This window comes from Pseudomonas orientalis, assembly GCF_002934065.1.
In the GTDB taxonomy this organism is placed as follows: Bacteria; Pseudomonadota; Gammaproteobacteria; order Pseudomonadales; family Pseudomonadaceae; genus Aquipseudomonas; species Aquipseudomonas orientalis_A.
Window position 1 is genome coordinate 1,355,674 of the sequence record NZ_CP018049.1, and the last position, 25,015, is coordinate 1,380,688.

The 25,015-nt window shown below is 61.7% G+C and carries 23 protein-coding genes; 19 read left to right on the top strand and 4 right to left on the bottom strand.

Features of this window, described 5'->3' with window-relative positions; all coding sequences use genetic code 11:
• The first annotated feature begins 64 nt into the window (after window positions 1–64).
• Complete coding sequence (locus BOP93_RS06015) at window positions 65–1,171, top strand: NADH:flavin oxidoreductase/NADH oxidase (protein WP_104501899.1); 1,107 nt, start codon at window positions 65–67, stop codon at window positions 1,169–1,171.
• Between the two features lie 307 nt (window positions 1,172–1,478).
• Window positions 1,479–1,664 carry a hypothetical protein gene (locus BOP93_RS06020; protein WP_104501900.1) on the top strand — a complete coding sequence of 62 codons (186 nt, stop codon included), beginning with the start codon at window positions 1,479–1,481 and terminating at the stop codon, window positions 1,662–1,664.
• Window positions 1,665–1,719: 55 nt separating this feature from the next.
• On the opposite strand, the gene BOP93_RS06025 is transcribed toward BOP93_RS06020, so the two are convergent.
• A complete protein-coding gene (locus BOP93_RS06025) occupies window positions 1,720–3,345 on the bottom strand; it encodes a glucan biosynthesis protein D (protein ID WP_065934545.1) in 1,626 nt (541 codons plus the stop codon).
• 303 nt (window positions 3,346–3,648) lie between these two features.
• Between BOP93_RS06025 and BOP93_RS06030 the strand changes: the two genes are divergently transcribed.
• From BOP93_RS06030 to BOP93_RS06105, 16 genes are all read left to right on the top strand, one after another.
• Window positions 3,649–4,359 carry a tellurite resistance TerB family protein gene (locus tag BOP93_RS06030; RefSeq protein WP_104501901.1) on the top strand — a complete coding sequence of 237 codons (711 nt, stop codon included), beginning with the start codon at window positions 3,649–3,651 and terminating at the stop codon, window positions 4,357–4,359.
• Between the two features lie 188 nt (window positions 4,360–4,547).
• Complete coding sequence (locus BOP93_RS06035; RefSeq protein WP_065891941.1) at window positions 4,548–6,170, top strand: methyl-accepting chemotaxis protein; 1,623 nt, start codon at window positions 4,548–4,550, stop codon at window positions 6,168–6,170.
• On the top strand, window positions 6,170–6,682 hold the full coding sequence (locus BOP93_RS06040) for a chemotaxis protein CheW (protein ID WP_104501902.1): 513 nt from the start codon (window positions 6,170–6,172) through the stop codon (window positions 6,680–6,682). The genes BOP93_RS06035 and BOP93_RS06040 overlap by 1 nt, the downstream gene beginning before the upstream one ends.
• The gene (locus BOP93_RS06045) at window positions 6,679–7,938 is read left to right on the top strand and encodes a CheR family methyltransferase (RefSeq protein ID WP_104501903.1); all 1,260 of its coding nucleotides are present in this window, start codon (window positions 6,679–6,681) and stop codon (window positions 7,936–7,938) included. Before BOP93_RS06040 ends, BOP93_RS06045 begins: the two co-directional genes overlap by 4 nt.
• Window positions 7,935–8,636, top strand: a complete 702-nt coding sequence (locus BOP93_RS06050; RefSeq protein WP_104501904.1) for a chemotaxis protein CheW — start codon at window positions 7,935–7,937, stop codon at window positions 8,634–8,636. Before BOP93_RS06045 ends, BOP93_RS06050 begins: the two co-directional genes overlap by 4 nt.
• Complete coding sequence (locus BOP93_RS06055) at window positions 8,633–10,912, top strand: hybrid sensor histidine kinase/response regulator (RefSeq protein WP_104501905.1); 2,280 nt, start codon at window positions 8,633–8,635, stop codon at window positions 10,910–10,912. The genes BOP93_RS06050 and BOP93_RS06055 overlap by 4 nt, the downstream gene beginning before the upstream one ends.
• A complete protein-coding gene (locus tag BOP93_RS06060) occupies window positions 10,909–11,919 on the top strand; it encodes a chemotaxis response regulator protein-glutamate methylesterase (RefSeq protein WP_104501906.1) in 1,011 nt (336 codons plus the stop codon). Before BOP93_RS06055 ends, BOP93_RS06060 begins: the two co-directional genes overlap by 4 nt.
• 51 nt (window positions 11,920–11,970) lie before the next feature.
• Window positions 11,971–12,972, top strand: a complete 1,002-nt coding sequence (locus tag BOP93_RS06065; RefSeq protein ID WP_104501907.1) for a response regulator — start codon at window positions 11,971–11,973, stop codon at window positions 12,970–12,972.
• A 240-nt stretch (window positions 12,973–13,212) separates the two neighbouring features.
• Window positions 13,213–14,308, top strand: a protein-coding gene (prfB, locus tag BOP93_RS06070) for a peptide chain release factor 2 (RefSeq protein ID WP_104501908.1) whose coding sequence is annotated in 2 segments (ribosomal slippage) — window positions 13,213–13,284 and window positions 13,286–14,308 — 1,095 coding nt in all. Because the reading frame shifts where the segments join, the coding sequence is not laid out codon by codon here.
• A gap of 61 nt (window positions 14,309–14,369) precedes the next feature.
• Window positions 14,370–15,872 (top strand): lysine--tRNA ligase, encoded by a 1,503-nt coding sequence (gene lysS / locus BOP93_RS06075; protein WP_104501909.1) that lies wholly within the window; start codon window positions 14,370–14,372, stop codon window positions 15,870–15,872.
• A 166-nt stretch (window positions 15,873–16,038) separates the two neighbouring features.
• Window positions 16,039–16,755 carry a TetR/AcrR family transcriptional regulator gene (locus BOP93_RS06080; RefSeq protein WP_104505244.1) on the top strand — a complete coding sequence of 239 codons (717 nt, stop codon included), beginning with the start codon at window positions 16,039–16,041 and terminating at the stop codon, window positions 16,753–16,755.
• 35 nt (window positions 16,756–16,790) lie between these two features.
• Window positions 16,791–18,068 (top strand): flavohemoglobin expression-modulating QEGLA motif protein, encoded by a 1,278-nt coding sequence (locus BOP93_RS06085; RefSeq protein WP_005785511.1) that lies wholly within the window; start codon window positions 16,791–16,793, stop codon window positions 18,066–18,068.
• A gap of 66 nt (window positions 18,069–18,134) precedes the next feature.
• A complete protein-coding gene (locus tag BOP93_RS06090) occupies window positions 18,135–19,040 on the top strand; it encodes an alpha/beta hydrolase (protein ID WP_104501910.1) in 906 nt (301 codons plus the stop codon).
• Window positions 19,037–19,363: a hypothetical protein gene (locus BOP93_RS06095; protein ID WP_104501911.1), complete on the top strand. Its 327-nt coding sequence runs from the start codon at window positions 19,037–19,039 to the stop codon at window positions 19,361–19,363. Before BOP93_RS06090 ends, BOP93_RS06095 begins: the two co-directional genes overlap by 4 nt.
• A 166-nt stretch (window positions 19,364–19,529) precedes the next feature.
• Entirely contained in the window at window positions 19,530–19,910 is a 381-nt protein-coding gene (locus tag BOP93_RS06100; RefSeq protein ID WP_205885794.1) for a hypothetical protein, read from the top strand.
• Window positions 19,911–20,055: 145 nt separating this feature from the next.
• Entirely contained in the window at window positions 20,056–20,250 is a 195-nt protein-coding gene (locus tag BOP93_RS06105; protein WP_065886055.1) for a hypothetical protein, read from the top strand.
• 29 nt (window positions 20,251–20,279) lie between these two features.
• On the opposite strand, the gene BOP93_RS06110 is transcribed toward BOP93_RS06105, so the two are convergent.
• The 3 genes from BOP93_RS06110 to BOP93_RS06120 form a co-directional block, all read right to left on the bottom strand.
• Window positions 20,280–21,065, bottom strand: a complete 786-nt coding sequence (locus BOP93_RS06110) for an OmpA family protein (RefSeq protein ID WP_104501912.1) — start codon at window positions 21,063–21,065, stop codon at window positions 20,280–20,282.
• A 56-nt stretch (window positions 21,066–21,121) separates the two neighbouring features.
• The gene (locus BOP93_RS06115) at window positions 21,122–21,547 is read right to left on the bottom strand and encodes a DUF4398 domain-containing protein (protein WP_057723235.1); all 426 of its coding nucleotides are present in this window, start codon (window positions 21,545–21,547) and stop codon (window positions 21,122–21,124) included.
• A gap of 281 nt (window positions 21,548–21,828) precedes the next feature.
• Entirely contained in the window at window positions 21,829–22,173 is a 345-nt protein-coding gene (locus BOP93_RS06120; RefSeq protein ID WP_104501913.1) for a pilin assembly protein, read from the bottom strand.
• A gap of 163 nt (window positions 22,174–22,336) precedes the next feature.
• Here BOP93_RS06120 and ppc point away from each other — a divergent pair, with 163 nt between their 5' ends.
• Window positions 22,337–24,964 (top strand): phosphoenolpyruvate carboxylase, encoded by a 2,628-nt coding sequence (gene ppc, locus BOP93_RS06125; protein WP_104501914.1) that lies wholly within the window; start codon window positions 22,337–22,339, stop codon window positions 24,962–24,964.
• The last annotated feature ends 51 nt before the right edge of the window (window positions 24,965–25,015 follow it).

Sequence of the window (25,015 nt, forward strand, 5' to 3'; positions counted from 1 at the left end):
CTAGGCTCTAAGCACCATGAAAGAGAGCCTTGGAGCTTGCCCACAGAACCCGAAGAGGTGCGCCATGAGTCAGCTGCTCGAACCCTATACCCTGCGTCAACTCACCCTGCTGAACCGCATCGCGGTATCACCGATGTGCCAGTACTCAAGCGAGGATGGCCTGGCCAACGACTGGCACCTGGTGCATCTGGGCAGTCGCGCCGTCGGTGGTGCCGGGCTGATCTTTACCGAAGCCACCGCCGTGACCGCCGATGGCCGCATCACTGCCCAGGACCTGGGTCTGTGGAAAGACGAACAGATCGAACCGTTGCAACGCATTACGCGCTTCATTGCTGCGCAAGGCGCGGTGGCCGGTATTCAGTTGGCGCACGCCGGGCGCAAGGCCAGCACCTATCGGCCCTGGATCGGCAAGCATGGCAGCGTCAAGCCAGAAGAGGGGGGCTGGGTGCCCGTAGGCCCGTCGCCCATCGCATTCGACCCTCAGCACACGCAACCCAAACCGCTGGATGAAGCGCAGATCCGCCAAGTGATCGCGGATTTTGTCGCCGCCGCCAAGCGTGCCTTGACCGCCGGCTTTGAAGTGGTGGAGATCCACGCTGCCCATGGTTACCTGCTGCATCAGTTCCTGTCGCCCATCAGTAACCAGCGCCAGGACCAGTACGGCGGTTCTTTTGAAAACCGCATCCGCCTGGTCCTGGAAGTGACCCGCGCGGTGCGCGAAGTATGGCCCCAGGATTTGCCGCTGTTTGTGCGTGTGTCCGCCACCGACTGGGTGGAAGACGGCTGGAACCCCGATGAAACCGTGGAGCTGGCGCGCCGCTTGAAAGACCTCGGTGTGGACTTGATCGACGTGTCCTCCGGTGGCACCGCCGCCAATGCCGAAATCCCCACCGGCCCCGGTTACCAGACGCGCTTTGCCGAGCGGGTGCGCAAAGAGTCGGGCATCGCCACCGGTACGGTCGGCATGATCACCGAACCGGCCCAGGCCGAACACATCCTGCGCACCTGCCAGGCCGATATCATCTTCCTGGCCCGCGAGCTGTTGCGCGACCCGTACTGGCCGCTGCACGCCGACGATGACCTGGGCGGGCGCAAGGCGACCTGGCCGGCGCAATATCAGCGGGCGACGCACCGCGACCAGCCGATTCATGAATCGGATCTCAGGGATTGATCCGTTAGCGTATGCCCACAGAACCCACCCTCACTCGGTGGGTTTTTTTTGCTCGTGGTTTTGGTGGAGGTTGAACTGATTGACACTTCGAAAGTGTAAGAATCGGTTGTAGGTATTTATTACCGAGATAATTATTTAAGTGAATACTCTAAAAAAATCCCACATGTAACCAGATTGTTTCTACGCTTAAGGTAAGCCTGATTTTCGGCCTAGGAAGTCAGTCGGTTCGCCCATGAAGGCAGGATGCTTCAAGGCACGCAGGGAGTGGGCGGCAGGAGTATTGGATCGATATCAGGAGAAACAGTCCATGGCCAAGTCCTATGGTGTAGCGGGTGTGGTGGCGGCTTTTCTGACCCGCGGGATGTCCTTGCGTGGCCGCAGGTTGAGTTCGGATGAAGTCGAGCTGTTGGCGCATTATCGCGCCCTGACCGAGAGCGATCAGGTTGCGATGCGGTATTTGATTGGGGCGATGAAAAGCGTGACGCGGTTCTGAATGACCGCTGGATAAAGTGTGGGAGCACGCTGCTCCCACCGTATGGATCATTGTGTCATGTGTATTTACGTTTGCCCGGCTCGGGCGGGAAGTACTGATACAGCCAGGTTTCACTCAAAGTGCGGTCCTGGGTGCGGATAAACAGGCGCAGCTCCACAGGCTCCACGCTGTCACTGGTGGGGTACCAGTCGAACAGGATGCGATAGCCCTTGATGTTGTCGAGCACCAGTACGCTGAAGTCCTTCACCTCGCCGTGAGAGCAGGTGACCACCGGTTCAATGCCCGTGCCGGCTGGCAAACGGTCCAGACCGCCGCCCTTGAAGTCCACCGCAAAGCGGCGTGCCCATACTTCAGGGTAATGCTCGCCAGGGGCCCATCCTTCGGTAAATCCGCCCATGCCCGAACGGGTCGCGTCGACCTGGGCCAGCGGCGTGCTCACCGGCGGCAGGGCGCTCCAGTAGAGTTTGTAGCCGTAGTTGAGCGAATCGCCGGCCGCCACCGGTTTTTTCGGGGTCCAGAAGGCCACGATATTATCCAGGGTCTCGCCGGTAGTGGGGATCTCCAGCAAGTCGATCGAGCCTTCGCCCCAGGCGGTGGTGGGTTCTACCCATAGGCTGGGGCGCTTGCTGTACCAGTCCACGGTGTCCTGATAGCTGGCGAACTCGTGGTCGGTCTGCACCAGGCCGAAGCCTTTCGGGTTGGTGTCGGCGAAGGCGTTGAACTGCAGCTTGGCCGGGTTGTTCAGCGGACGGCAAATCCACTCACCGTTGCCGCGCCACATGGCCAGGCGGTCCGAGTCGTGGATTTGCGGGTGGATGGTGTCGCACATCCGGCGTTCGTGGGTTCCGCAACTGAACATGCTGGTCATGGCCGCAATACCCAATTGTTCGATGGCGGTGCGCGCATTGATATGGGCATCGATCGCCATCACCACTTGATTGGCCTGGCAGTCGATATCGAAGCGATAGGCGCCGGTCGCGCTGGGGGAATCGAGCAGGGCGTAGACCACGAAACGGGTGGCGTCCTTGTCCGGGGTTTCGAACCAGAACTGGGTGAAGTCGGGGAACTCCTCGCGTTTTTTCGCGTAGGTGTCGATCGCCAGGCCGCGCGCCGACAGGCCGTACTGGCCGGTGGAGTCGACGGCGCGGAAGTAGCTGGCACCCAGAAACGACAGCACATCATGGCGGTCTAGCTCCGGTGCCTTGAACAGTTTGAACCCGGAGAAGCCCAGATCGCCGGTCAGCTGTTTGGTGTCAACCGTGGTTTTTTCATAGTTGAACAGCGAAGGGCGAAAATGCACTTCGCGGGCCTCGCGGGTCTTGGGGTCCACACTGTGCATGCGCACCGGCGTCTTGAAGCCCATGCCGACGTGGAAAAACTGCACGTCCAGTTGCCCGTTCAGTTCCTTCCACAGCGAATGGTTGCCGTCGTAGCCAATGGCGTTGAAGTTCTGCGGGGTCATGGTTGCCAGCGTGGGCGGCAGCACCTGCCGGGTGTCTTTGTAGGCGGCGCCGGCGAGCTGTTTGGCCTGGGCCTTGAGCGTGTCGAAATCGAATGCCACGGCCTTGCCGTCGGCGGCACGGTTCCCGGCCCAGGCCTGCGCGGCCAGCAGGCCACTGGCCGACAAACCGGTGTAGGCCGCAATGGCCATGGACGCTTTGAGCAAATTCCTGCGGTGCATAGAGACAACCTGTCGTGAGCGAATCCCGCGCCGTTCCTGGCACGTAACGGATCAGAAATAACGGTTCGGACATGCCTTCGGCCAAACGCAACGGACAATAAACAGACGCCGGATAGCTTAAGCGGTTCGATGGTGAAGGAAAAATCATTGATGGCAGCATGATGGCGCCGCTGTGCAACAAGACATTTCCGACGCCAGGGCAGGGCGTTACATCTGGAAGCACTCTAGATAGAGCGTTTTTGGCACTTAGTTTTACGCTGGGGGCCTATTGGTCCTACGAACCCAAGTGTCTGGAGGCTACGAATGAATACCCGTGGATTGCTCGATCAGTTGCTCAAGTCTGGCCAGGACATGTTGCAGAACAAGGCTGGCGGCCAGCGTCAATCGACTGACAAAGGCGCCCTTGGCGGGCTGCTTGGCAGTGGCGGGCTTGGCAGTCTGCTCGGTGGCGCAGGCGGTGGTGCATTGGCGGCCGGTGCCATGGGCTTGCTGCTGGGCAATAAGAAGGCGCGCAAATTCGGCGGCAAGGCCCTGACCTACGGAGGCCTGGCCGCGTTGGGAGTCATTGCCTACAAAGCCTACGGCAACTGGCAGGCGCAGCAAGCCAACGCGCCCCAGGGCGAGCCGCAAACCATTGATCGTCTGCCGCCGGCCCAGGTCGAGCAACACAGCCAGGGCATTCTCAAGGCGCTGGTCGCTGCCGCCAAGGCTGACGGGCATGTGGATGAGCGTGAGCGGGCGTTGATCGAAGGCGAGTTCACCAAGCTCGACAATGACCGCGAACTGCAGGCCTGGCTGCACGCCGAGTTGAACAAACCCCTCGACCCGGCCGATGTCGCCCGCGCCGCCGGTACTCCGGAAATGGCCGCCGAGATGTACATCGCCAGTGTGATGCTGGTGGACGAGGAAAACTTCATGGAGAAGGCCTACCTGGACGAACTGGCGCGCCAGCTGAAGCTGGAGCCGGGCCTGAAGGCGGAGCTGGAGAAACAGGTGCGTCTTAACGTCGAATAAAACCGCCTACCTTTCCACAGGTGGGAGCGGGCCTGCTCCCACATTCAAACCGGGCTTGGTTCAAAGCGCCAGGGCGCCTGCCGCAAGGGCGGCGCCGGCACCTGCAGTGTCCCCGCAAACCATTGGTTAATACACGCCATCGCTCAGCTATACTCCCCTCCATTTGAATGGATCTGCGAGGAATTACTGTGAAGAACTGGACCCTGCGCCAACGGATTTTGGCGAGCTTTGCGGTAATCATCGCGATCATGCTGCTGATGGTCGTGCTCTCGTATTCGCGTCTCTTGAAAATCGAAACCAGCGAGAGCTCCGTGCGCGATGACGCTGTGCCTGGCGTGTTTTTCAGTTCGATGATTCGCAGCGCCTGGGTCGACAGCTACCTGCAGACCCAGGAATTGGTGGGCATCCACAAAAACCAGGGCATTTCCGAGGAGGACAAGCAGGACTACAAGTCCTTCGAGGCACGCCTTGAGAAATACATGGCCGACTACGCACAGACGATCAATTTCACCCAGGACCGCAGCGAGTTCGATGCCTTCGAAAAAATGCATCAGAACTACAACCAGATCCTTGCCCAAGTGCTCCAGGCTCAGCAGAGCAACAACGCCGCCGAGGCGGTCAGGTTGTTCAGCGAGCAACTGACGCCCGTCTGGGTCGCAGGCCGCATGAAGCTCAATGACATCATCCAACAGAACAAGCAGGTCGCCGACGAGGCCACCGCCGCCATCGATGACGCGGTCGAGGCCGCGAAGATCAGCATGGGCGTCTCGCTGCTGCTGGCGGTGCTTGCCGCCGCGCTGTGTGGCCTGCTGTTGATGCGCGCAATCATGGCGCCGATGAAACGTATCGTCGATATCCTCGAAGTCATGCGCACGGGCGACCTGAGCAAGCGCCTGAACCTGGAGCGCAATGACGAATTCAATATGGTCGAAACCGGCTTCAACGACATGATGACCGAGCTGACCGCGCTGGTCTCCCAGGCGCAGCGTTCGTCGGTGCAGGTCACCACCTCGGTGACCGAGATTGCCGCCACCTCCAAGCAGCAACAGGCCACGGCCACCGAAACCGCCGCCACCACCACTGAAATCGGCGCCACATCGCGTGAAATCGCCGCGACCTCCAAGGACCTGGTGCGCACCATGACCGAAGTGTCGACCGCCGCCGACCAGGCTTCGGTCGCCGCCGGGTCCGGTCAACAGGGCCTGGCACGCATGGAAGAAACCATGCATTCGGTGATGGGCGCCGCCGACCTCGTCAACGCCAAGCTGGCGATCCTCAATGAAAAGGCCGGCAACATCAATCAGGTGGTGGTGACCATCGTCAAAGTGGCTGACCAGACCAACCTGCTGTCCCTCAACGCCGCCATCGAGGCCGAGAAAGCCGGTGAGTACGGGCGCGGTTTTGCCGTGGTAGCTACCGAAGTACGCCGCCTGGCCGACCAGACCGCCGTCGCGACGTACGACATCGAGCAGATGGTGCGCGAGATCCAGTCGGCGGTGTCGGCGGGCGTGATGGGCATGGACAAGTTCTCCGAGGAAGTGCGCCGCGGCATGTTCGAGGTGCAGCAAGTGGGCGAGCAACTGTCGCAAATCATCCACCAGGTGCAGGCCCTCGCGCCGCGGGTGTTGATGGTCAATGAAGGTATGCAGGCCCAGGCCACCGGCGCCGAACAGATCAACCACGCGCTGGTGCAGTTGGGGGATGCCAGCAGCCAGACCGTCGAGTCCCTGCGCCAGGCCAGCTTTGCCATCGATGAACTGAGCCAGGTCGCGGTGGGTCTGCGCAGCGGCGTATCGCGTTTCAAAGTCTGATGAGCGACTTCGCGGCTAAACGCGGCGCCGTCCCGGCAGCGAAAAAGGCGTTGTTCCTGGTGTTCCACATCGGCACTGAGCGCTTTGCCCTCAAGGCCACCGAAGTGGTCGAGGTGCTGCCGCGCCTGCCGCTCAAACCCATCGCCCAGGCACCTGTGTGGGTGGCGGGCATCTTTGCCCATCGCGGCGCGCTGGTGCCGGTAATCGACCTGAGCGCCCTGACCTTTGGCACCGTGGCCCAGGCCCGTACGAGTACGCGGCTGGTGCTGGTCAATTATCAGCCACAAGCCGGGAGCCAGGCGCGGTGGCTGGGCCTGATTCTGGAGCAGGCCACCGACACCCTGCGTTGCGACCCCGCCGAGTTCCAGCCCTATGGCCTGGACAATCGCCAGGCGCCCTACCTGGGGCCGGTGCGCGAAGATGCGCTGGGCTTGATGCAATGGATCGGCGTGGCCGAGTTGTTGAGCGATGACGTGCGTGCGTTGCTGTTTTCCAGCGAGTTGAGCCTATGAGCAGTGATCCGCGCTTTTCGGCCTTCCTCAAGGAACGCATCGGCCTGGACGTCGCGTCGGTGGGCGAGGCGATCATCGAGCGCGCGGTGCGCCAGCGTTGCCAACTGTCCCAGGCGCCCACAGCGGGCGCCTACTGGCAGCTCCTGCAAAGCTCCCACGATGAGCAGCAGGCACTGATCGAAGCGGTGATCGTTCCCGAGACCTGGTTTTTCCGCTACCCCGAGTCCTTTGCGACCCTGGCGCGCCTGGCCCATGCACGCCTGGCCGAGATCAAGCAGATGCGCGCCCTGCGCATTCTCAGCCTGCCGTGCTCCACCGGCGAAGAACCCTATTCGATTGCCATGGCCCTGCTCGACGCCGGCCTGGCGCCGCACCAGTTCAAAGTGCAAGGGATGGACGTCAGCCCGCTGTCCGTGGAGCGTGCCCGCCGCGGTGTGTACGGCAAGAACTCCTTTCGCGGCGCCGACCTTGAATTTCGCGACCGGCATTTCACTGAAGACGGCGGCGCCTACCGCATCGCCGACCGGGTGCGCGAGCAAGTACGCCTGCAAGTCGGCAACCTGCTCGACCCGGCGCTGTTGGCCAATGAGTCCAGCTACGATTTTGTATTCTGTCGCAACCTGCTGATCTATTTCGATCAGCCCACCCAGAAGCAAGTCTTCGATGTGCTCAAGGAACTGACCCACGTGGACGGCGTGTTGTTTATCGGCCCGGCCGAAGGCAGCCTGCTGGGACGCCATGGCATGCGTTCGATTGGCGTGCCGCAATCCTTTGCGTTCAGCCGGCACGCGGAGTCGGTCGCGCCAGCCCCGGTGTTTGCACCGCTACCGGCGCCCACGAGGCCGCGCAGTGCGGCACCTGTTGCGCTCAAACCGCGCCCGTTCAGTACGGTCGGCGCCCAGGCGGCGCCGGTCAAGGCACCGCACACGGAGGCCGGCGAGCTGCTCAACCAGATCGCCACCTTGGCCAATGAGGGCAAGAGTGCCGAGGCCCGCGCTGCGTGCGAGCGCTATCTGGGCAGCCATCCGCCAGTGGCCCAGGTGTTCTACTGGCTGGGCTTGCTCAGCGATGTAGCCGGCAACGCCCCCCAAGCCCAAGGGTATTACCGTAAAGCCTTATACCTGGAGCCGCAGCATCCGCAGGCCTTGATGCACCTGGCCGCGTTGCTCGAGTCCCAGGGCGACAGTGCGGGGGCGCGTCGTTTACAGGCGCGCGCCGCGCGTAGCGAGCGAGCTGACAGTGAGTCCAAACGATGAGTAGCCCTGACGCGCTGGATACCGCTGGCCTGGACCTGACCCTGGCCGACACCCAAGCCATCGACGACTGCTGGAACCGCATCGGCATCCATGGCGACAAATCCTGCCCCTTGCTGGTGGAGCACATCCATTGCCGTAACTGCTCGGTGTATTCGGCCGCGGCCACGCGCCTGCTCGACCGCTATGCGCTGGCGCAGGACGAGCGTCCCGCGCAAGCCAGCGGCGAGATCGATGACCAGGTGGCCACCCGTTCCTTGCTGATGTTCCGCCTCGGCGAAGAGTGGCTGGGCATCGCTACCCGTTGCCTGGTGGAAGTTGCGCCCCTGCAGCCGATCCACTCCTTGCCGCACCAGCGCTCCCGGGCTTTGCTGGGCGTGGCCAACGTACGCGGCGCATTGGTGGCCTGCCTGTCGCTGGTGGAACTGCTCGGCCTGGACAGCGCCAATACCGGCGCCACCGGCGGGCGCATCATGCCGCGCATGCTGATCATTGCCGCGCAGGATGGCCCGGTGGTCGTGCCGGTGGACGAAGTGGATGGCATCCATGCCATCGATGAGCGCACCTTGAGCGCCGCGTCGGCCTCCGGTACCCAGGCCAGCGCGCGTTTCACCCAGGGCGTATTGCAGTGGAAAGGCCGCAGCCTGCGTTGGCTGGACGAGGCTCAATTGTTGTCCGCCGTGACCCGGAGCCTCGCATGACCCCCGACCAGATGCGCGATGCCTCGCTGTTGGAACTGTTCAGTCTGGAAGCCGATGCGCAGACCCAGGTGCTCAGTGCGGGCCTGCTGGCCCTGGAACGCAACCCGACCCAGGCCGACCAGCTTGAGGCCTGCATGCGCGCCGCGCACTCGCTCAAGGGCGCGGCGCGGATTGTCGGGGTGGATGCCGGCGTCAGCGTGGCCCATGTCATGGAAGACTGCCTGGTCAGCGCCCAGGAAGCGCGCTTGTACCTGCAGCCCGAGCATATCGACGCGTTGCTGCAGGGCACGGATTTGCTGATGCGCATCGCCACCCCGGGCAATAACGTAGGGGCGGCGGATATCCAGGCCTATGTGGCGCTGATGGAGCGCTTGCTGGACCCGTCGCAACCCAGCGCCATGGTCGCGCCGAAACCCGAACCGGCTCCCATGCCGGTGATCGAGGCGCCGGCGCCGGCGCCCGAACCTGAGCCGGCGCCCGCCGTCATCAGCGAGCCGCCGCGCCAGGGCAAACGCATGACCGAAGGCGGTGAGCGCGTGCTGCGTGTCACGGCCGAACGCTTGAACAGCCTGTTGGACCTGTCCAGCAAATCGTTGGTGGAAACCCAGCGACTCAAGCCCTACCTGGCCAGCCTGCAGCGCCTCAAGCGCCTGCAAAGCAACAGCCTGCGCGCCCTGGATACCCTGGAGGGCCACCTCAAGGTCATCGACCTGAACCTTGAGGCCCAGGAAGCCCTGGCCGATACCCGCCGCTTGTTGAGTGAGGCCCAGGCGCTGCTGGCGCAGAAGAACGCCGAGCTGGATGAGTACGGCTGGCAGGCCGGCCAGCGTGCCCAGGTGCTTTACGACACCGCCTTGGCCTGTCGCATGCGCCCGTTTGCCGATGTGCTGGCCGGGCAGGTGCGCATGGTGCGTGACCTCGGCCGCAGCCTGGGCAAGCAAGTGCGCCTGGAGATCGAGGGCGAAAAGACCCAGGTCGACCGCGATGTGCTGGAAAAGCTCGAGGCGCCACTCACGCATTTATTACGCAATGCCGTCGACCACGGCATTGAAATGCCCGAGCAGCGGCTGCTGGCGGGCAAGCCGGCGGAAGGCTTGATTCGCCTGCGCGCGTCCCATCAAGCCGGCTTGCTGGTGCTGGAGTTGAGCGATGACGGTAACGGCGTCGACCTTGAGCGCCTGCGCGGCACCATTGTCGATCGGCACCTGTCCCCCGTGGAAACCGCGCTGCGCCTGAGCGAGGAAGAACTGCTCACGTTCCTGTTCCTGCCGGGGTTCAGCCTGCGCGACAAGGTGACCGAAGTGTCCGGTCGCGGCGTCGGCCTGGATGCGGTGCAGCATATGGTGCGTCAACTGCGCGGCGCCGTGGTGCTGGAGCAGACGGCGGGGCAGGGCAGTCGCTTTCATCTTGAGGTGCCGTTGACCTTGTCGGTGGTGCGCAGCCTGGTGGTGGAGGTCGGTGAGGAGGCCTACGCCTTCCCGCTGGCGCACATCGAGCGCATGTGCGACCTGGCGCCCGAGGACATTGTGCAACTGGAAGGTCGCCAGCATTTCTGGCACGAGGGCCGGCATGTCGGCCTGGTCGCCGCCAGTCAGCTGTTGCAGCGTCCACCGGGGCAAACCCCTGGCGATACCTTGAAAGTGGTGGTGATACGCGAGCGCGATGCCGTGTATGGGATCGCCGTGGAGCGCTTTATCGGTGAGCGCACCCTGGTGGTATTGCCGCTGGATGATCGCCTGGGCAAGGTCCAGGATATTTCCGCCGGCGCATTGCTCGACGATGGCTCTGTGGTCCTGATCGTCGACGTGGAGGACATGCTGCGTTCGGTGGACAAGTTGCTCAACACCGGCCGCCTGGAACGCATCGCCCGGCGCACCCAGCAGGCTACCGAGGCACCGCGCAAGCGGGTGCTGGTGGTGGACGACTCGCTGACCGTGCGTGAGCTGCAACGCAAGTTATTACTCAATCGCGGTTATGAAGTGGCCGTTGCGGTCGATGGCATGGATGGCTGGAACGCATTGCGTTCCGAGGATTTCGACCTGCTTATCACTGATATTGATATGCCTCGCATGGACGGTATTGAATTGGTCACACTCTTGCGCCGTGACAGTCGCCTGCAATCGTTGCCGGTGATGGTGGTTTCCTACAAGGATCGGGAAGAAGACCGACGCCGAGGCCTTGACGCCGGCGCCGACTATTATCTGGCCAAAGCCAGCTTCCACGACGATGCCTTGCTCGACGCCGTGGTTGAACTGATCGGGGGCGCCCGGGCATGAGGATTGCGATCGTCAATGACATGCCCCTGGCCGTCGAGGCGTTGCGGCGCGCCTTGAACCTGGAACCCGCGCACGAGGTGGTATGGGTGGCCAGTAATGGCCTGGAAGCGGTACAGCGCTGTGCCGAACGGCTGCCGGACCTGATCCTGATGGACTTGATCATGCCGGTAATGGACGGCGTGGAGGCCACGCGGCAGATCATGGCCGAGACGCCCTGCGCGATTCTGCTGGTGACCGTCGACCGCCAGGCCAATATGAGCCGGGTGTTCGAAGCCATGGGCCACGGCGCCCTGGATGTGGTGGACACCCCGGCGCTCGGCGTGGGCAACCCCAGGGATGCGGCAGCGCCGTTGTTGCGCAAGATCCTCAATATCGGCTGGCTGATCGGCCAGCGCGGTAGCCGTGTGCGCGCCGAAAGCGCGCCCGAGCGCAGCACCGGCAAACGCCAGAGCCTGGTGGCGATCGGTTCTTCAGCGGGCGGTCCGGCTGCTCTGGAAGTCCTGCTCAAGGGATTGCCCCGCAACTTTCCCGCCGCCATCGTGCTGGTCCAGCATGTGGACCAGGTGTTCGCCGCCGGCATGGCCGAGTGGTTGAGCAGTGCGTCCGGCCTGCCGGTGCGCTTGGCGCGAGAGGGTGAGCCGCCGCAAAGCGGCGTGGTCTTGCTGGCCGGTACCAACCACCATATTCGCTTGTTGAAAAATGGCACGCTAGCCTATACCGCAGAGCCGGTGAACGAGATTTACCGGCCGTCCATCGACGTGTTTTTCGAAAGTGTCGCCAGCTATTGGATCGGTGACGCCGTCGGCGTACTGCTGACCGGCATGGGGCGCGACGGCGCCCAGGGCCTTAAGTTGATGCGCGAACAAGGATATTTGACCATCGCCCAGGACCAGTCGAGTTCGGCGGTGTATGGGATGCCCAAAGCAGCGGCGGCGATTGACGCCGCTGTTGAAATTCGCCCACTGGAAAGAATTGCGCCGCGATTGCAGGAGGTCTTTGCAACATGATCGACAATCTCCCGCCGCGCTGGTTTGCAGGCGTAATTCAGGTGACCGCACATGAATGATCTACAACTTGACGACTTCAAGACCGACGAAAACGCCGCCATGGTGCTGCTGGTCGACGACCAGGCCATGATCGGCGAAGCTGTGCGGCGCGGCCTGGCCCATGAAGAAAACATCGATTTCCACTTTTGCGCCGACCCGCACCAGGCGATCGCGCAGGCAATTCGCATCAAGCCGACCGTGATCCTGCAGGACCTGGTCATGCCCGGCCTCGACGGCCTGACCCTGGTGCGCGAGTACCGCAATCACCCGGCCACGGCGAATATCCCGATCATCGTGCTTTCCACCAAGGAAGACCCGCTGATCAAGAGCGCAGCGTTTGCGGCCGGGGCCAACGATTACCTGGTCAAGCTGCCGGACAATATCGAACTGGTGGCGCGCATTCGCTATCACTCGCGCTCCTACATGACCCTGTTGCAGCGCGACGCGGCTTACCGTGCGCTGCGGGTCAGCCAGCAACAGTTGCTGGACACCAACCTGGTGCTGCAACGGCTGATGAACTCCGATGGCCTGACCGGGCTGTCCAATCGGCGCCACTTCGACGAATACCTGGAACTGGAATGGCGCCGAGCCATGCGCGACCAGACCCAGCTCTCCTTGTTGATGATCGATGTGGACTTCTTCAAGACCTACAACGACAGTTTTGGCCACGTCGAGGGTGATGAAGCCTTGCGCAAAGTCGCCAATACCATCCGCGAAGCCAGCAGCCGTCCCTCGGACCTGCCGGCACGCTATGGCGGCGAAGAGTTCGCGCTGGTGCTGCCCAACACCTCGCCGGGCGGTGCGCGGCTGGTGGCGGAAAAACTGCGCATGGCGGTGGCCGCTCTGAAAATCCCGCATATCGCGCCGGCGGAAGGTTCGAGCCTGACCGTCAGCATTGGCCTGTCGACGTTGACACCCGTACAGGGCACCGATTGCCGGCAGTTGATCATGGCGGCGGACAAGGGACTGTATATGGCCAAGCATAATGGGCGTAATCAGGTGGGTATCGAATAACTCAAGGCCGGCACAAAGCCAACTGTGGGAGGGGGCTTGCCCCCAATAGCGGTATGTCAGTTAAAAATAATCTGACTGACAGACTGCCATCGGGGGCAAGCCCCCTCCCACATTTGGCTCTTCATCGGTCTTGGGATTGTGTACAAACCTTGGCCTTTTCGGCCGGGTGGACTGCCGTTTCCAGGCGTTTGCCGTTATACTCGCCGGCTTTCAAAAGTTCGCCAACGAGTGCTGCCCGCCATGGAAATCAACCCGATCCTTAACACCATCAAGGACCTGTCCGAGCGCTCCGAAACTATTCGGGGGTATCTTTGACTACGATCAAAAGCATGAGCGTCTGACCGAAGTCAATCGCGAGCTTGAAGATCCGAGTGTCTGGAACAAACCTGAGTACGCCCAGGAACTGGGGCGCGAGCGCGCTGCGCTGGCGCAGATCGTCGACACGCTCGACGAGCTGAACACCGGCCTGGCCGACTGCCGCGACCTGCTGGACATGGCCGTCGAGGAAGATGACGAAAGCGCCGTGGGCGATGTTGTCGCCGAGTTGGCCCGTCTCGAGGAAAACCTCGCCAAGCTTGAATTTCGCCGCATGTTCAGCCACGAAATGGACCCGAACAACGCCTACCTGGATATCCAGGCCGGTTCCGGCGGCACCGAGGCCCAGGACTGGGCCAACATCCTGCTGCGCATGTACCTGCGCTGGGCCGACAAGCGCGGTTTCGACGCGACCATCATGGAGCTGTCCGCCGGTGAAGTGGCCGGTATCAAGGGCGCGACCGTGCACATCAAGGGTGAATACGCCTTTGGCTGGTTGCGTACCGAGATCGGCGTGCACCGCCTGGTGCGCAAGAGCCCGTTCGACTCCGGCAACCGTCGCCATACGTCCTTCTCGGCGGTGTTCGTCTCCCCGGAGATCGACGACAAGGTGGAAATCGAGATCAACCCGGCCGACCTGCGCATCGACACCTACCGTTCCTCCGGTGCCGGTGGCCAGCACGTAAACACCACCGACTCGGCCGTGCGTATCACCCACGTACCGACCAACACCGTGGTCAGCTGCCAGAATGAGCGCTCCCAGCACGCCAACAAGGACACCGCCATGAAAATGCTGCGGGCCAAGTTGTACGAGCAGGAAATGCAGAAGCGCAATGCCGCTTCCCAGGCGCTGGAAGACACCAAGTCGGACATCGGTTGGGGACACCAGATCCGTTCCTATGTGCTCGATGCGTCGCGGATCAAGGATTTGCGCACCAACATTGAACGCAGCGACTGCGACAAGGTGCTCGACGGCGATATCGACGAATACCTGGAAGCCAGCCTGAAATCGGGGCTGTAAAGATTGTAGGCGATCCCCGGCCACTGGCCGGGGACAACGAACCTGATGGAAAATTTAAGACATGAGCGACCAACAACTCGACCCGCAAGCCCTGCAACAGGAAGAAAACTCCCTGATCGCCCTGCGCAAGGAAAAGCTTGCTGCCGAGCGCGCCAAGGGTAACGCCTTCCCCAACGACTTCCGCCGCGACAACTACTGCGATGCCCTGCAGAAAGAGTACGCGGACAAGACCAAGGAAGAGCTGGCAGAAGCGGCGATCCCGGTCAAGGTGGCGGGTCGCATCATGCTCAACCGTGGCTCGTTCATGGTGATCCAGGACATGACCGGGCGCATCCAGGTCTACGTCAACCGCAAGACCCTTTCCGAAGAAACCCTGGCCTCGGTGAAAACCTGGGACATGGGCGACATCATCGCAGCCGAAGGCACCCTGGCCCGTTCCGGCAAAGGCGACCTGTATGTCGAGATGACCAGCGTGCGCCTGCTGACCAAGTCCCTGCGCCCGCTGCCGGACAAGCACCACGGCCTGACCGACACCGAGCAGCGCTACCGCCAGCGCTACGTTGACCTGATCGTCAACGAAGACGTGCGCCAGACCTTCCGCGTGCGTTCGCAGGTCATCGCCCACATCCGCAGCTTCCTGGCCCAGCGTGACTTCCTGGAAGTGGAAACGCCGATGCTGCAGACCATCCCTGGTGGCGCCGCGGCCAAGCCGTTCGAAACCCACCACAATGCGCTGGACCTGCCAATGTTCCTGCGGATCGCGCCGGAGCTGTACCTCAAGCGCCTGGTGGTCGGCGGTTTCGAGAAGGTGTTCGAGATCAACCGCAACTTCCGTAACGAAGGCGTCTCGACGCGGCACAACCCTGAATTCACCATGTTGGAGTTCTACCAGGCCTACGCCGACTACGAAGACAACATGGACCTGACCGAAGAGCTGTTCCGCGAGCTGGCGCAGCTGGTGCTGGGCAGCACCGACGTGCCGTACGGCGACAAAGTGTTCCACTTCGGCGAGCCGTTCGTGCGTCTGTCGGTGTTCGACTCGATCCTCAAGTACAACCCTGAGCTGACCGCCGACGACCTGAACGACATCGACAAGGCTCGCGCCATCGCCAAGAAGGCCGGCGCCAAAGTGCTGGGCTTCGAAGGCTTGGGCAAGTTGCAGGTGATGATTTTCGAAGAGCTGGTGGAGCACAAGCTGGAACAGCCGCACTTCATTACCCAGTACCCGTTCGAAGTGTCGCCGCTGGCGCGTCGTAACGACGACAACCCGAACGTTACCGACCGTTTCGAATTGTTCATTGGCGGCCGTGAAATCGCCAATGCCTATTCCGAGCTTAACGACGCGGAAGATCAGGCCGAGCGCTTCATGGCCCAGGTGGCCGACAAGGACGCCGGTGATGACGAAGCCATGCACTACGATGCCGACTTCGTACGGGCCCTGGAATACGGCATGCCGCCAACCGCCGGTGAAGGTATCGGCATCGACCGGCTGGTGATGCTGTTGACCAACTCGCCGTCGATCCGCGATGTGATCTTGTTCCCGCATATGCGGCCACAAGCGTAACCGTAGCGAAATCCGAAGCCGCCTTTTATAAGGCGGCTTTTTTATGTGGCGTAAATTCGCGTCAAACAAACAGCGCCAGGTTTTGTTGATCGGTTGCTCGTTCCCACGCTCTGCGTGGGAATGCATCCAGTGACGCTGCGCGTCACACTTAAAAGAGGGAAATGTGGTGAACCGCGTAATGGCTCAAGAAGGCGCCGCCGGCGTTGCCGCTGCCGTGGCCGATAGCGTCCAGTACCAGGGCCGCAAGGCCAGCCGCCGGGGGAGTGAACAGCGCCGGCAGGACATTCTCGATGCGGCCATGCGCATCGTGGTACGCGACGGCGTACGTGCCGTGCGGCACCGGGCCGTGGCGGCGGAGGCCGGTGTGCCGTTGTCGGCCACCACTTACTACTTCAAGGATATCGATGACCTGCTCACCGACACCTTCGCCCAATACGTCGAACGCAGCGCCGCGTTCATGGGCAAGCTGTGGGTGCGCAACGAAGGCCTGCTGCGCGAGATGGTCGCTTACGGCGACGGCAGTCCGGCGTCGCGCTCGCAGCTGGCCGATGACATTGCGCGGCTGACCGCTGACTATGTGCAGCGCCAGTTGATCAACCGTCGCGAATACCTGATGGCCGAGCAGGCTTTCCGCCAGGAAGCCTTGCTCAATCCGCGCCTTGCCGAACTGGTACGCTCCCACCAACAGATTCTGCTGCAAGGCACCGGGCAGTTTTTCCAGGTATTGGGCTCCCGCGAGCCGCAGCAGGATGCCAAGGTGTTGACGGCGATTATCAGTCGGATGGAATATCAGGGCCTGTTGGGCGGCGCAGAGCCGCTGACCGGTGACGAAATGCTGGAGATACTCAAGCGTTACATGCACCTGGTATTGGCTTCAGTCTGATACCAGAAAGGCCACGTTTAAAGAGGAAGCACCGGGTGGACGATTACCAGCAGACGATACGCAGCTTGTCCGATCGCATTGTGCTGGCGCAAACGCCGATCCGCGTCCTCGACGCCGTGAAGTGGGACGAGAACATTCGCCAGGGCTTTCTCAAGGCCAAGGGCAAGGCCATGCCCGCCGTGGATCGCGATTACTACCTGAACCGGCCGCTGTCGTTCGATTCCAGCGCGGTCAAGCTGGAGTTCCAGAACATCGAGCGGGACATTACCCGCCGCCTCGGCCAGTTCAGCCCGGTGGGGCAGATCATGCGCCGCATGTGCCGAGAGTACCGCATGGTCGTGCGGATGCTCGAAGCCCGTGGTACCGAGGACTTCGGCCTGATCTCCCAGGAGCTCTACGGCGCCGCTTCCGACGCCTTCCACGCCGGCGACCCGACGCTGGCGGACCTGGGGCTGATGCTTTCGGACTACCTGAACAACATCGATGGCCGGGGCGACCTCAAGGACGAAGCCAAGACCCTGACCGCCAAGGATGCGGTGAGCCTGCTGCAGACCCGCTTGAACAAGGTGTTCGGCGAGGCCGAAGAGACCATCCGTGTATTCGAATCCGATGGCATCGTTGCCGACGCGGCAGCGGGCGCCGACTACATCAAGATCCGCGCCGACGCGATGTTCAACGACCGTGACGTGCGCGCCCTCGAAGTGCACGAAGGCTTGGTGCATGTGGGCACCACCCTCAATGGCCAGAACCAGCCGATCTGCACGTTCCTGTCCAAGGGGCCGCCTTCGTCCACCGTGACCCAGGAAGGCCTGGCGATCCTGATGGAGATCATCACGTTTGCCTCCTACCCCAGCCGGCTGCGCAAACTGACCAACCGCACCCGCGCCATCCATATGGTGGAGGAGGGCGCCGACTTCCTGCAGGTGTTCGAGTTCTTCCGCGAGCAAGGCTTTGAAATGGCTGAGAGCTACGGCAACGCCAGTCGGGTGTTCCGAGGTTCGGTGCCGACCGGCTTGCCGTTCACAAAGGACCTGTCCTACCTCAAGGGCTTTATCATGGTCTACAACTACATCCAGCTGGCCGTGCGCAAGGGCAAGCTGGAACAGGTGCCGTTGCTGTTCTGCGGCAAGACGACCCTCGAAGATATGCGCACCTTGCGTCAACTGGTCGACGAAGGCCTGGTAGTGCCACCCAAGTACCTGCCGGAACAGTTTCGCGACATGAACGCACTGGCGGCCTGGATGTGCTTTTCCAACTTCCTCAACCATTTGAGCCTGGACCGGATCGAGGCGGACTATTCCAATATCCTTTGACCGGACGTCGATTCACCCGGGATCTCCCACGTCCGCCCATTTCATCTCACTCACGAGGCTCAACGGATGAGAATCCTCGGCATTCTGTGCCTGCTACTCACATTGAACGGCTGCAGCTCCCTGTTGTTCTACCCGGAGCCCGGCTTGTCGTTCACGCCACAAAAAGCTCACCTGGCGTATCGCGACGTCACCCTCACCACCGCCGACGGCGTGAAACTGCACGCCTGGTGGCTGCCGGCCAAGCCTGGCGTGCCCCTCAAGGGCACGGTGCTGCACCTGCACGGCAATGGCGGCAACCTGGCGTGGCATCTGGGCGGCAGTTGGTGGTTGCCGGAGCAGGGCTACCAGGTGCTGTTGCTCGACTATCGCGGGTATGGGCTTTCGCAAGGCAAGCCGTCATTGCCGGCCATCTATCAGGACGTGGACGCTGCTTTCAGCTGGCTGGATCAGGCGCCCGAAGCCCAGGGGCAGCCGTTGGTCGTGCTTGGCCAGAGCCTGGGGGGCGCCCTGGCGGTGCATTATCTGGCGGCTCACCCCGAGCGCCAGTCCCGGCTCAAGGCCCTGGTATTGGACGGTGTGCCTGCCAGTTATCGTGACGTGGGACAATTTGCCCTGAGCACATCCTGGTTAACATGGCCGTTTCAGGTCCCTCTGTCCTGGCTGGTACCTGACGCCGACAGCGCGATCAACGCCATGCCCCAGCTCAAGGGCGTTCCCAAACTGCTGTTTCACAGCCTGGATGATCCGATCGTGCCCGTGTCCAATGGCATCCGCCTGTATCAAGCGGCGCCACCGCCCAGGGTGCTGCAACTGACGCGGGGTGGGCATGTGCAGACGTTTGCCGACAAGACCTGGCAAACCGTCATGCTGCGTTACCTGGACGACCCGCAGCATTTCAACGGCCTGCGGCGTCTGGGCGAAATACCGAATTACCCCCTTTCCAAGGTTGACCCATCAGAGAGCCCGCAATGAGTGAAGAGCGCAACATGATCCCGCTGATTCTCACGGGAATCGGCACCATTATCGGTACGGTCGGGTGTTTGTGGTACTACGGCTACCTGCACTTCGCCAAGCCGGAAGATGCGCTGCTGCTCAGTGAGTTCACGATGCTCAAGACCGTGCCGGGTGAGGATTACAAAGTCTCATTGACCCCCGCCGCTCAAGTGGCGCAGTGCGTTGATGGCGTACTGGTGATGTTCGATACCGACCAGAAAGGCCTGAGCGGCGTGCTGGTGAACAACAAGAAACAGGCAGTGCGCTGCATGGGGCAAGAAACTCCGCAGCTGCAGCAGTGAATTCTGTCTCCCTACCGTGGGAAACCACCCTTATCTTTACAGATTATTGATTTCACCCCTGTCAGTCCCTTAGCGGGCCGGAACCATCCTGACTCACCCACCACTGATTATGCACTGATTGGCAAGACTGATCGGTCCATCAAATCACAGGTTGGAGTTAGCATTTATGGCAGGTATCAACGGGATCTCGAGCGGCGCAAACATGGGCGGCATGGGCGGTGTGGGCGGCGCTGGCAATGGCCAGGGAAGCTCGCAAGGCCTCGACCAGCAGATTAAAGATGTACAAAAGCAGATCCAGGACCTTAAAGCGAAAGGTTCTCAAGGCAATCAGGGCAATGGTGGTGCCGGTGGGGAAGATCCTCTCAAGGCATTGGAGGAGTTGCTGAAGAAGCTGCTCGCGCAGAAGGCGGGCGGCGCGCAGGGCGCTCAGGGTGCAGAAGGCGGTCAAGGCGCGCAAGAGAATCAAAGTGGCGGGCAGAGCGCGGGCCAGGGCCAGGGCCAGATTCAGCAGCCGGACTATCAAGGTGCAGGCCAGATCGGCGGCTGATCCAAGCCCCTGAGGAAAACCGCCCATAGGGGCGGTTTTTTTTCGTGCATCGGATGGCCAGTCGTCGGTCTGGGCAGGAATGCCTGGAACCTTATTTCGTCAGATACCACACAAAGCGTTGTCACTCACACGGTTTGAGGCGAGGATGGAATTCAAGATTCCAGTGCTGGAAAATATGCTGATCATGGCAAGGCAGCATGTGGCGATTGAACAGGAAGCTGCTCGCCGCAACAGGCTTGAGAGCCAGGCAGACAAGCAGGCGGGCCCGCAGATTCAAATGCCAGCTGAAGATACCGGTCGAACCGTCCAGTTCGACGAGCCCAAAAAAAACCCACCATAAGGTGGGTTTTTTTATGCCGCTTCAATCAATCAGTTAGCAACGGACGAGCGCGGCTTGACTGGCTGGTTGTCGTTGGAAATGGTCACTTCAACGCGACGGTTCATCGCACGGCCGGAGACGCTGCCGTTGTCGGCAACCGGATATTCCTTGCCGTAGCCCTGGGTCACGATGCGCGAAATATCCACGCCTTGCTGTGCCAGTGCGCGCTGTACGGAAGCTGCACGACGCTCGGACAGGCTCTGGTTGTAAGAGTCGGAACCGGTGCTGTCGGTGTAGCCTTCGACGATCACTTTACGGTCCGGGTTGTCGCGCAGGAACTGAGCCAGCTTGGTGATGTTGACCAGACCGCTGGATTTGAGGTCGGACTTGTTGGTGGCGAACAGCACGTCACCAAAAGTCACCAGGGTGCCACGATCGGTTTGCTTGGCGTTCAAGCTGTCTTGCAGTTGCTTGATCTGCGCGTCACGGGCGTCCAGCAGGGCGCGGGCACGTTCGTCGCCAGCGTTTTTCAGCTTGGCTTCGGACTCACGCAGGGAAATGGTGTCTTTGGCCACTTCTACACGCTGGTTGGTCAGGTAAGCCAGTTGGTCGACTTTCTTCTCGTCTTCCTTGTCGCGGTAGGCCTTGTCTGCCTTGTCCAGCCATTCGCTGGCGTCTTTGGTTTCCAGCGCCGCGAGCTTGGTCGCCTGCGGGTTGGTTTGCAGGGCCGTGAAGTTGGTCCGTGCGTTTTCCAGATTCGCGTTAGGCGGGGTGGAGCAGGCTGCCAAGGCAACGCTCATCGCCAACAGGGCAGGGATCATCAATTGTTTACGCATAGTCGTGTCGTCCTTTCAATTCGATATCAGGTGCGATGCAATCAAGGGGCAGCGGCTTACTTCTGCTGGATAGCAGCCGGGCGCATGCCTTCCTTACGCAACTCATCAACTGCTTTCTGGGAATCCTTCACCGCTTGCTCGGCCTTGGCAGCCTGCGCCTTACGCTCAGCGACACGAGCATCCCACTCGGCTTGCTCAGCCAACATACGAGCTTTGTCGTAGTTCTTGTCGTGCATGGCGATTTCAGCTTCTTTGAGCTTGTCCTGGGCCGACTTCATTTCCACGGCTGCAAACTCGGTGCCGCCGGCGCTGACCGCGCTGTTGACCGCAGACTGGGTCACTGCGTACTGCTCGGTCGGCGGGTTACCGGCGCAACCTGCCAGAAGGAAGCTGGTGCCGATTGCCAGCGCGGCCAATTTAAGCCCGCGCAGGTGGTTAAACGAGGATTTGGCAGTGCTGGTCTTCATCGTCTTCAACTCCATTGGATAACTCCTGAAAAACATCAAAATCCATCTTGGTGGCCGTTTGCGGGCCCGGCGGTGAAGCACATGACGCCAGTTCAAACGAGCGTTCCAAGTGATGGCTTACTGGCTGTGACCGGAGGCTTTTTTCAAAAGTTCAGCGAAGATGGCGATTTGCCTAAAAAAATATCTGACTGATTGGTCAGCTTCAGAAAATTGGAACTTTCATAACGCGCAGCGGTACTCCGGACCGCTGAAAGGCCCGGAATACAAGGGTTGAATTGACTTCAGTAAAGGCGTGATCAGTGTTTTTGCTCGTCAGCACCGGCTGACAAATCATGCAGATGTCGGCGCGACAACGTCAGAAATCGTGGGGTGGGCCCGACATCCTCATACAGCGGATCGCCTTCCTCATCGGTGGCGATCACCTGCTGCCCCTTGACGTAAGGGAAGCTGGCTTCCAGTTCTTCCAGGGCGGCGCCGAGCAACTCGCCGAGCAGTTCTTCGGCGTGACGCTTGGGGTACATCTCGGCCAGGGCGGCCAGTCTCGCGGCGGCCTCCATATCCAGATGAATGGCGTATTCGGTTTTAGTCAGTTGACCCTTGGCGGTCTCTTCCCAATGCTGGGGCAGGTCTCGAATTTTCATGGCAACCTCAATAATGAGTGTCCAGCCGCCAGTGTGCATAACGCGGCGACCTGATGTTGAGACTAGCGGGAAGCGGCAAGGTTTAAAGTGTCTTGTCAGAAACCTGCGCCGACGGCACTCTGGACCCCCTGCGCGTCCCGGATTTCTGGCTGGAGAGTGGCTGATGAGTGATATCGATGCACGCTTGCGTGAGGATGTTCACCTGCTGGGTGAACTGTTGGGCAACACTATTCGAGAGCAATACGGCGGTGATTTTCTCGACAAGATCGAGCAGATCCGTAAAGGCGCCAAGGCTGACCGGCGCGGCGCGGGCGATGAGCTCAGCGCGAGCCTGAACCAGCTGCAGGAAGAGGAACTGCTGCCCGTAGCCCGGGCCTTCAACCAGTTCCTGAACCTGGCCAACATTGCCGAGCAGTACCAGTTGATTCACCGGCGCGATGAATCGCAACCGGCGCCCTTCGAGTCCCGCGTGTTGCCGGAGTTGCTGGCGCGCCTGCAAAGCGAAGGCCATAGCGATGAGTCCCTGGCCCGCCAATTGGCGAGGCTGGAGATCGAGCTGGTGCTCACTGCCCACCCCACCGAAGTCGCACGTCGTACCCTGATCCAGAAGTACGATGCGATCGCCGCGCAACTGGCGCTGCAGGATCACCGTGATCTCACCCGTGCCGAACGTGAGCAAATCCGTGAACGTTTGCAACGATTGATCGCCGAGGCCTGGCACACCGAGGAAATCCGCCGCGTGCGGCCCACGCCGGTGGATGAAGCCAAATGGGGCTTCGCGGTCATTGAGCATTCATTGTGGCAGGCCATTCCGAATTATTTGCGCAAGGCCGACCAGGCCTTGCATGCCGCTACCGGTTTGCGCCTGCCGCTTGAGGCTGCGCCGATTCGGTTTGCCTCGTGGATGGGCGGCGACCGTGACGGCAACCCGAACGTCACCGCGCCGGTCACCCGTGAAGTGCTGTTGCTGGCGCGCTGGATGGCGGCCGATTTATACCTGCGCGATATCGATCAACTCGCCTCCGAGTTGTCCATGCAACAGGCCAGCGCGGCGTTGCAGGCCCAGGCGGGAGACAGCGTCGAACCCTACCGTGCGGTGCTCAAGCAATTGCGCGAGCGTTTGCGTGCCACGCGCCAGTGGGCCCATGCCTCGTTGAATGGCGCCGCAGCGGCACCGGAGCAGGTGTTGCGCGACAATCGCGACCTGCTCGGTCCGTTGCAACTGTGCTATCAGTCGCTGCATGAGTGCGGCATGGGCGTGATCGCCGATGGCCCGTTGCTCGATTGCCTGCGCCGCGCCGTGACCTTTGGCCTGTTCCTGGTACGCCTGGACGTGCGCCAGGACTCTACTCGCCATGCGTCGGCCATGACTGAAATCACCGACTACCTTGGCCTGGGACGTTATGAGGACTGGGACGAAGAAGCGCGCATCGACTTCCTGAGCAAGGAACTGGACAATCGTCGACCGCTGCTGCCGGGTTATTTCAAGCCGTCGGCAGACACGGCGGAAGTCTTGAACACCTGTCGGGAAATCGCCGCTGCACCGGCCGCATCGCTGGGCTCCTATGTGATTTCCATGGCCGGTGCCGCCTCGGACGTGCTGGCGGTGCAACTGCTGCTTAAAGAGTCCGGCGTGCAACGGCCAATGCGTGTGGTGCCGCTGTTCGAGACCCTGGCCGACCTGGATAACGCCGGGCCGGTGATGGAGCGGTTGTTGCAGCTGCCGGGCTATCGCGCGCGGTTGCAAGGCCCGCAGGAAGTGATGATCGGCTATTCGGACTCGGCCAAGGATGCCGGCACCACCGCCGCCGCCTGGGCGCAGTACCGGGCGCAGGAGCGCTTGGTGGACATCTGCCGTGAGCAGCAAGTGGAGTTGCTGTTGTTCCACGGTCGCGGTGGCACCGTCGGCCGTGGCGGCGGCCCGGCGCATGCGGCGATCCTGTCGCAGCCGCCGGGCTCGGTGGCGGGGCGGTTTCGCACCACCGAACAAGGCGAGATGATCCGCTTCAAGTTCGGCCTGCCGGACATTGCCGAGCAGAACCTCAACCTCTACCTGGCTGCGGTGCTTGAAGCCACATTGTTGCCGCCGCCGCCCCCCGAACCGGCCTGGCGTCATTTGATGGACGAATTGGCGGCCGACGGTGTCAGCGCCTACCGCGCGGTGGTGCGGGAAAATCCGCAATTCGTCGAGTATTTCCGCCAGTCCACACCCGAACAGGAGCTGGGCCGCTTGCCGCTGGGCAGCCGCCCGGCCAAGCGGCGCGCCGGCGGTATTGAAAGCCTGCGCGCGATTCCCTGGATCTTCGGCTGGACCCAGACCCGCTTGATGCTGCCCGCCTGGCTCGGCTGGGAAGCGGCATTGAGCAAGGCCTTGGAGCGCGGCGAGGGTGAGTTGCTGGGGCAGATGCGCGAACAGTGGCCGTTCTTCCGCACGCGCATCGATATGCTGGAAATGGTGCTGGCCAAGGCCGACGCCGATATCGCCCGGCTCTATGATGAGCGCCTGGTGCAGGCTGACTTGCTGCCATTGGGCGCGCATTTACGCGACCTATTGTCGCAGGCCTGCGAGGTGGTGCTTGGCCTGACCGGCCAGTCGCAACTGTTGGCCCACAGCCCGGACACCCTGGAGTTCATCCGCCTGCGTAACACCTACCTGGACCCCCTGCATCTGTTGCAGGCTGAATTGCTCGCCCGCTCGCGCCAGCGCGAAGCGGCGCAGGACAGCCCTCTGGAACAGGCGCTGCTGGTGTCCGTGGCCGGTATTGCCGCAGGTTTGCGCAACACCGGTTGAGGTTTTTCGCGTGTTCTCAACGGCTTGCGAATGAACTGCGACGACCGCCCG

Excerpts from the sequence above, each read along its gene's own strand:
- BOP93_RS06015 (WP_104501899.1), top strand. The coding sequence starts at position 65 with ATGAGTCAGCTGCTCGAACCCTATACCCTGCGTCAACTCACCCTGCTG.
- BOP93_RS06020 (WP_104501900.1), top strand. The coding sequence starts at position 1,479 with ATGGCCAAGTCCTATGGTGTAGCGGGTGTGGTGGCGGCTTTTCTGACC.
- BOP93_RS06025 (WP_065934545.1), bottom strand. The coding sequence starts at position 3,345 with ATGCACCGCAGGAATTTGCTCAAAGCGTCCATGGCCATTGCGGCCTAC.
- BOP93_RS06030 (WP_104501901.1), top strand. The coding sequence starts at position 3,649 with ATGAATACCCGTGGATTGCTCGATCAGTTGCTCAAGTCTGGCCAGGAC.
- BOP93_RS06040 (WP_104501902.1), top strand. The coding sequence starts at position 6,170 with ATGAGCGACTTCGCGGCTAAACGCGGCGCCGTCCCGGCAGCGAAAAAG.
- BOP93_RS06045 (WP_104501903.1), top strand. The coding sequence starts at position 6,679 with ATGAGCAGTGATCCGCGCTTTTCGGCCTTCCTCAAGGAACGCATCGGC.
- BOP93_RS06050 (WP_104501904.1), top strand. The coding sequence starts at position 7,935 with ATGAGTAGCCCTGACGCGCTGGATACCGCTGGCCTGGACCTGACCCTG.
- BOP93_RS06055 (WP_104501905.1), top strand. The coding sequence starts at position 8,633 with ATGACCCCCGACCAGATGCGCGATGCCTCGCTGTTGGAACTGTTCAGT.
- BOP93_RS06060 (WP_104501906.1), top strand. The coding sequence starts at position 10,909 with ATGAGGATTGCGATCGTCAATGACATGCCCCTGGCCGTCGAGGCGTTG.
- BOP93_RS06065 (WP_104501907.1), top strand. The coding sequence starts at position 11,971 with ATGAATGATCTACAACTTGACGACTTCAAGACCGACGAAAACGCCGCC.
- lysS (WP_104501909.1), top strand. The coding sequence starts at position 14,370 with ATGAGCGACCAACAACTCGACCCGCAAGCCCTGCAACAGGAAGAAAAC.
- BOP93_RS06090 (WP_104501910.1), top strand. The coding sequence starts at position 18,135 with ATGAGAATCCTCGGCATTCTGTGCCTGCTACTCACATTGAACGGCTGC.
- BOP93_RS06095 (WP_104501911.1), top strand. The coding sequence starts at position 19,037 with ATGAGTGAAGAGCGCAACATGATCCCGCTGATTCTCACGGGAATCGGC.
- BOP93_RS06100 (WP_205885794.1), top strand. The coding sequence starts at position 19,530 with ATGGCAGGTATCAACGGGATCTCGAGCGGCGCAAACATGGGCGGCATG.
- BOP93_RS06105 (WP_065886055.1), top strand. The coding sequence starts at position 20,056 with ATGGAATTCAAGATTCCAGTGCTGGAAAATATGCTGATCATGGCAAGG.
- BOP93_RS06110 (WP_104501912.1), bottom strand. The coding sequence starts at position 21,065 with ATGCGTAAACAATTGATGATCCCTGCCCTGTTGGCGATGAGCGTTGCC.
- BOP93_RS06115 (WP_057723235.1), bottom strand. The coding sequence starts at position 21,547 with ATGGAGTTGAAGACGATGAAGACCAGCACTGCCAAATCCTCGTTTAAC.
- BOP93_RS06120 (WP_104501913.1), bottom strand. The coding sequence starts at position 22,173 with ATGAAAATTCGAGACCTGCCCCAGCATTGGGAAGAGACCGCCAAGGGT.
- ppc (WP_104501914.1), top strand. The coding sequence starts at position 22,337 with ATGAGTGATATCGATGCACGCTTGCGTGAGGATGTTCACCTGCTGGGT.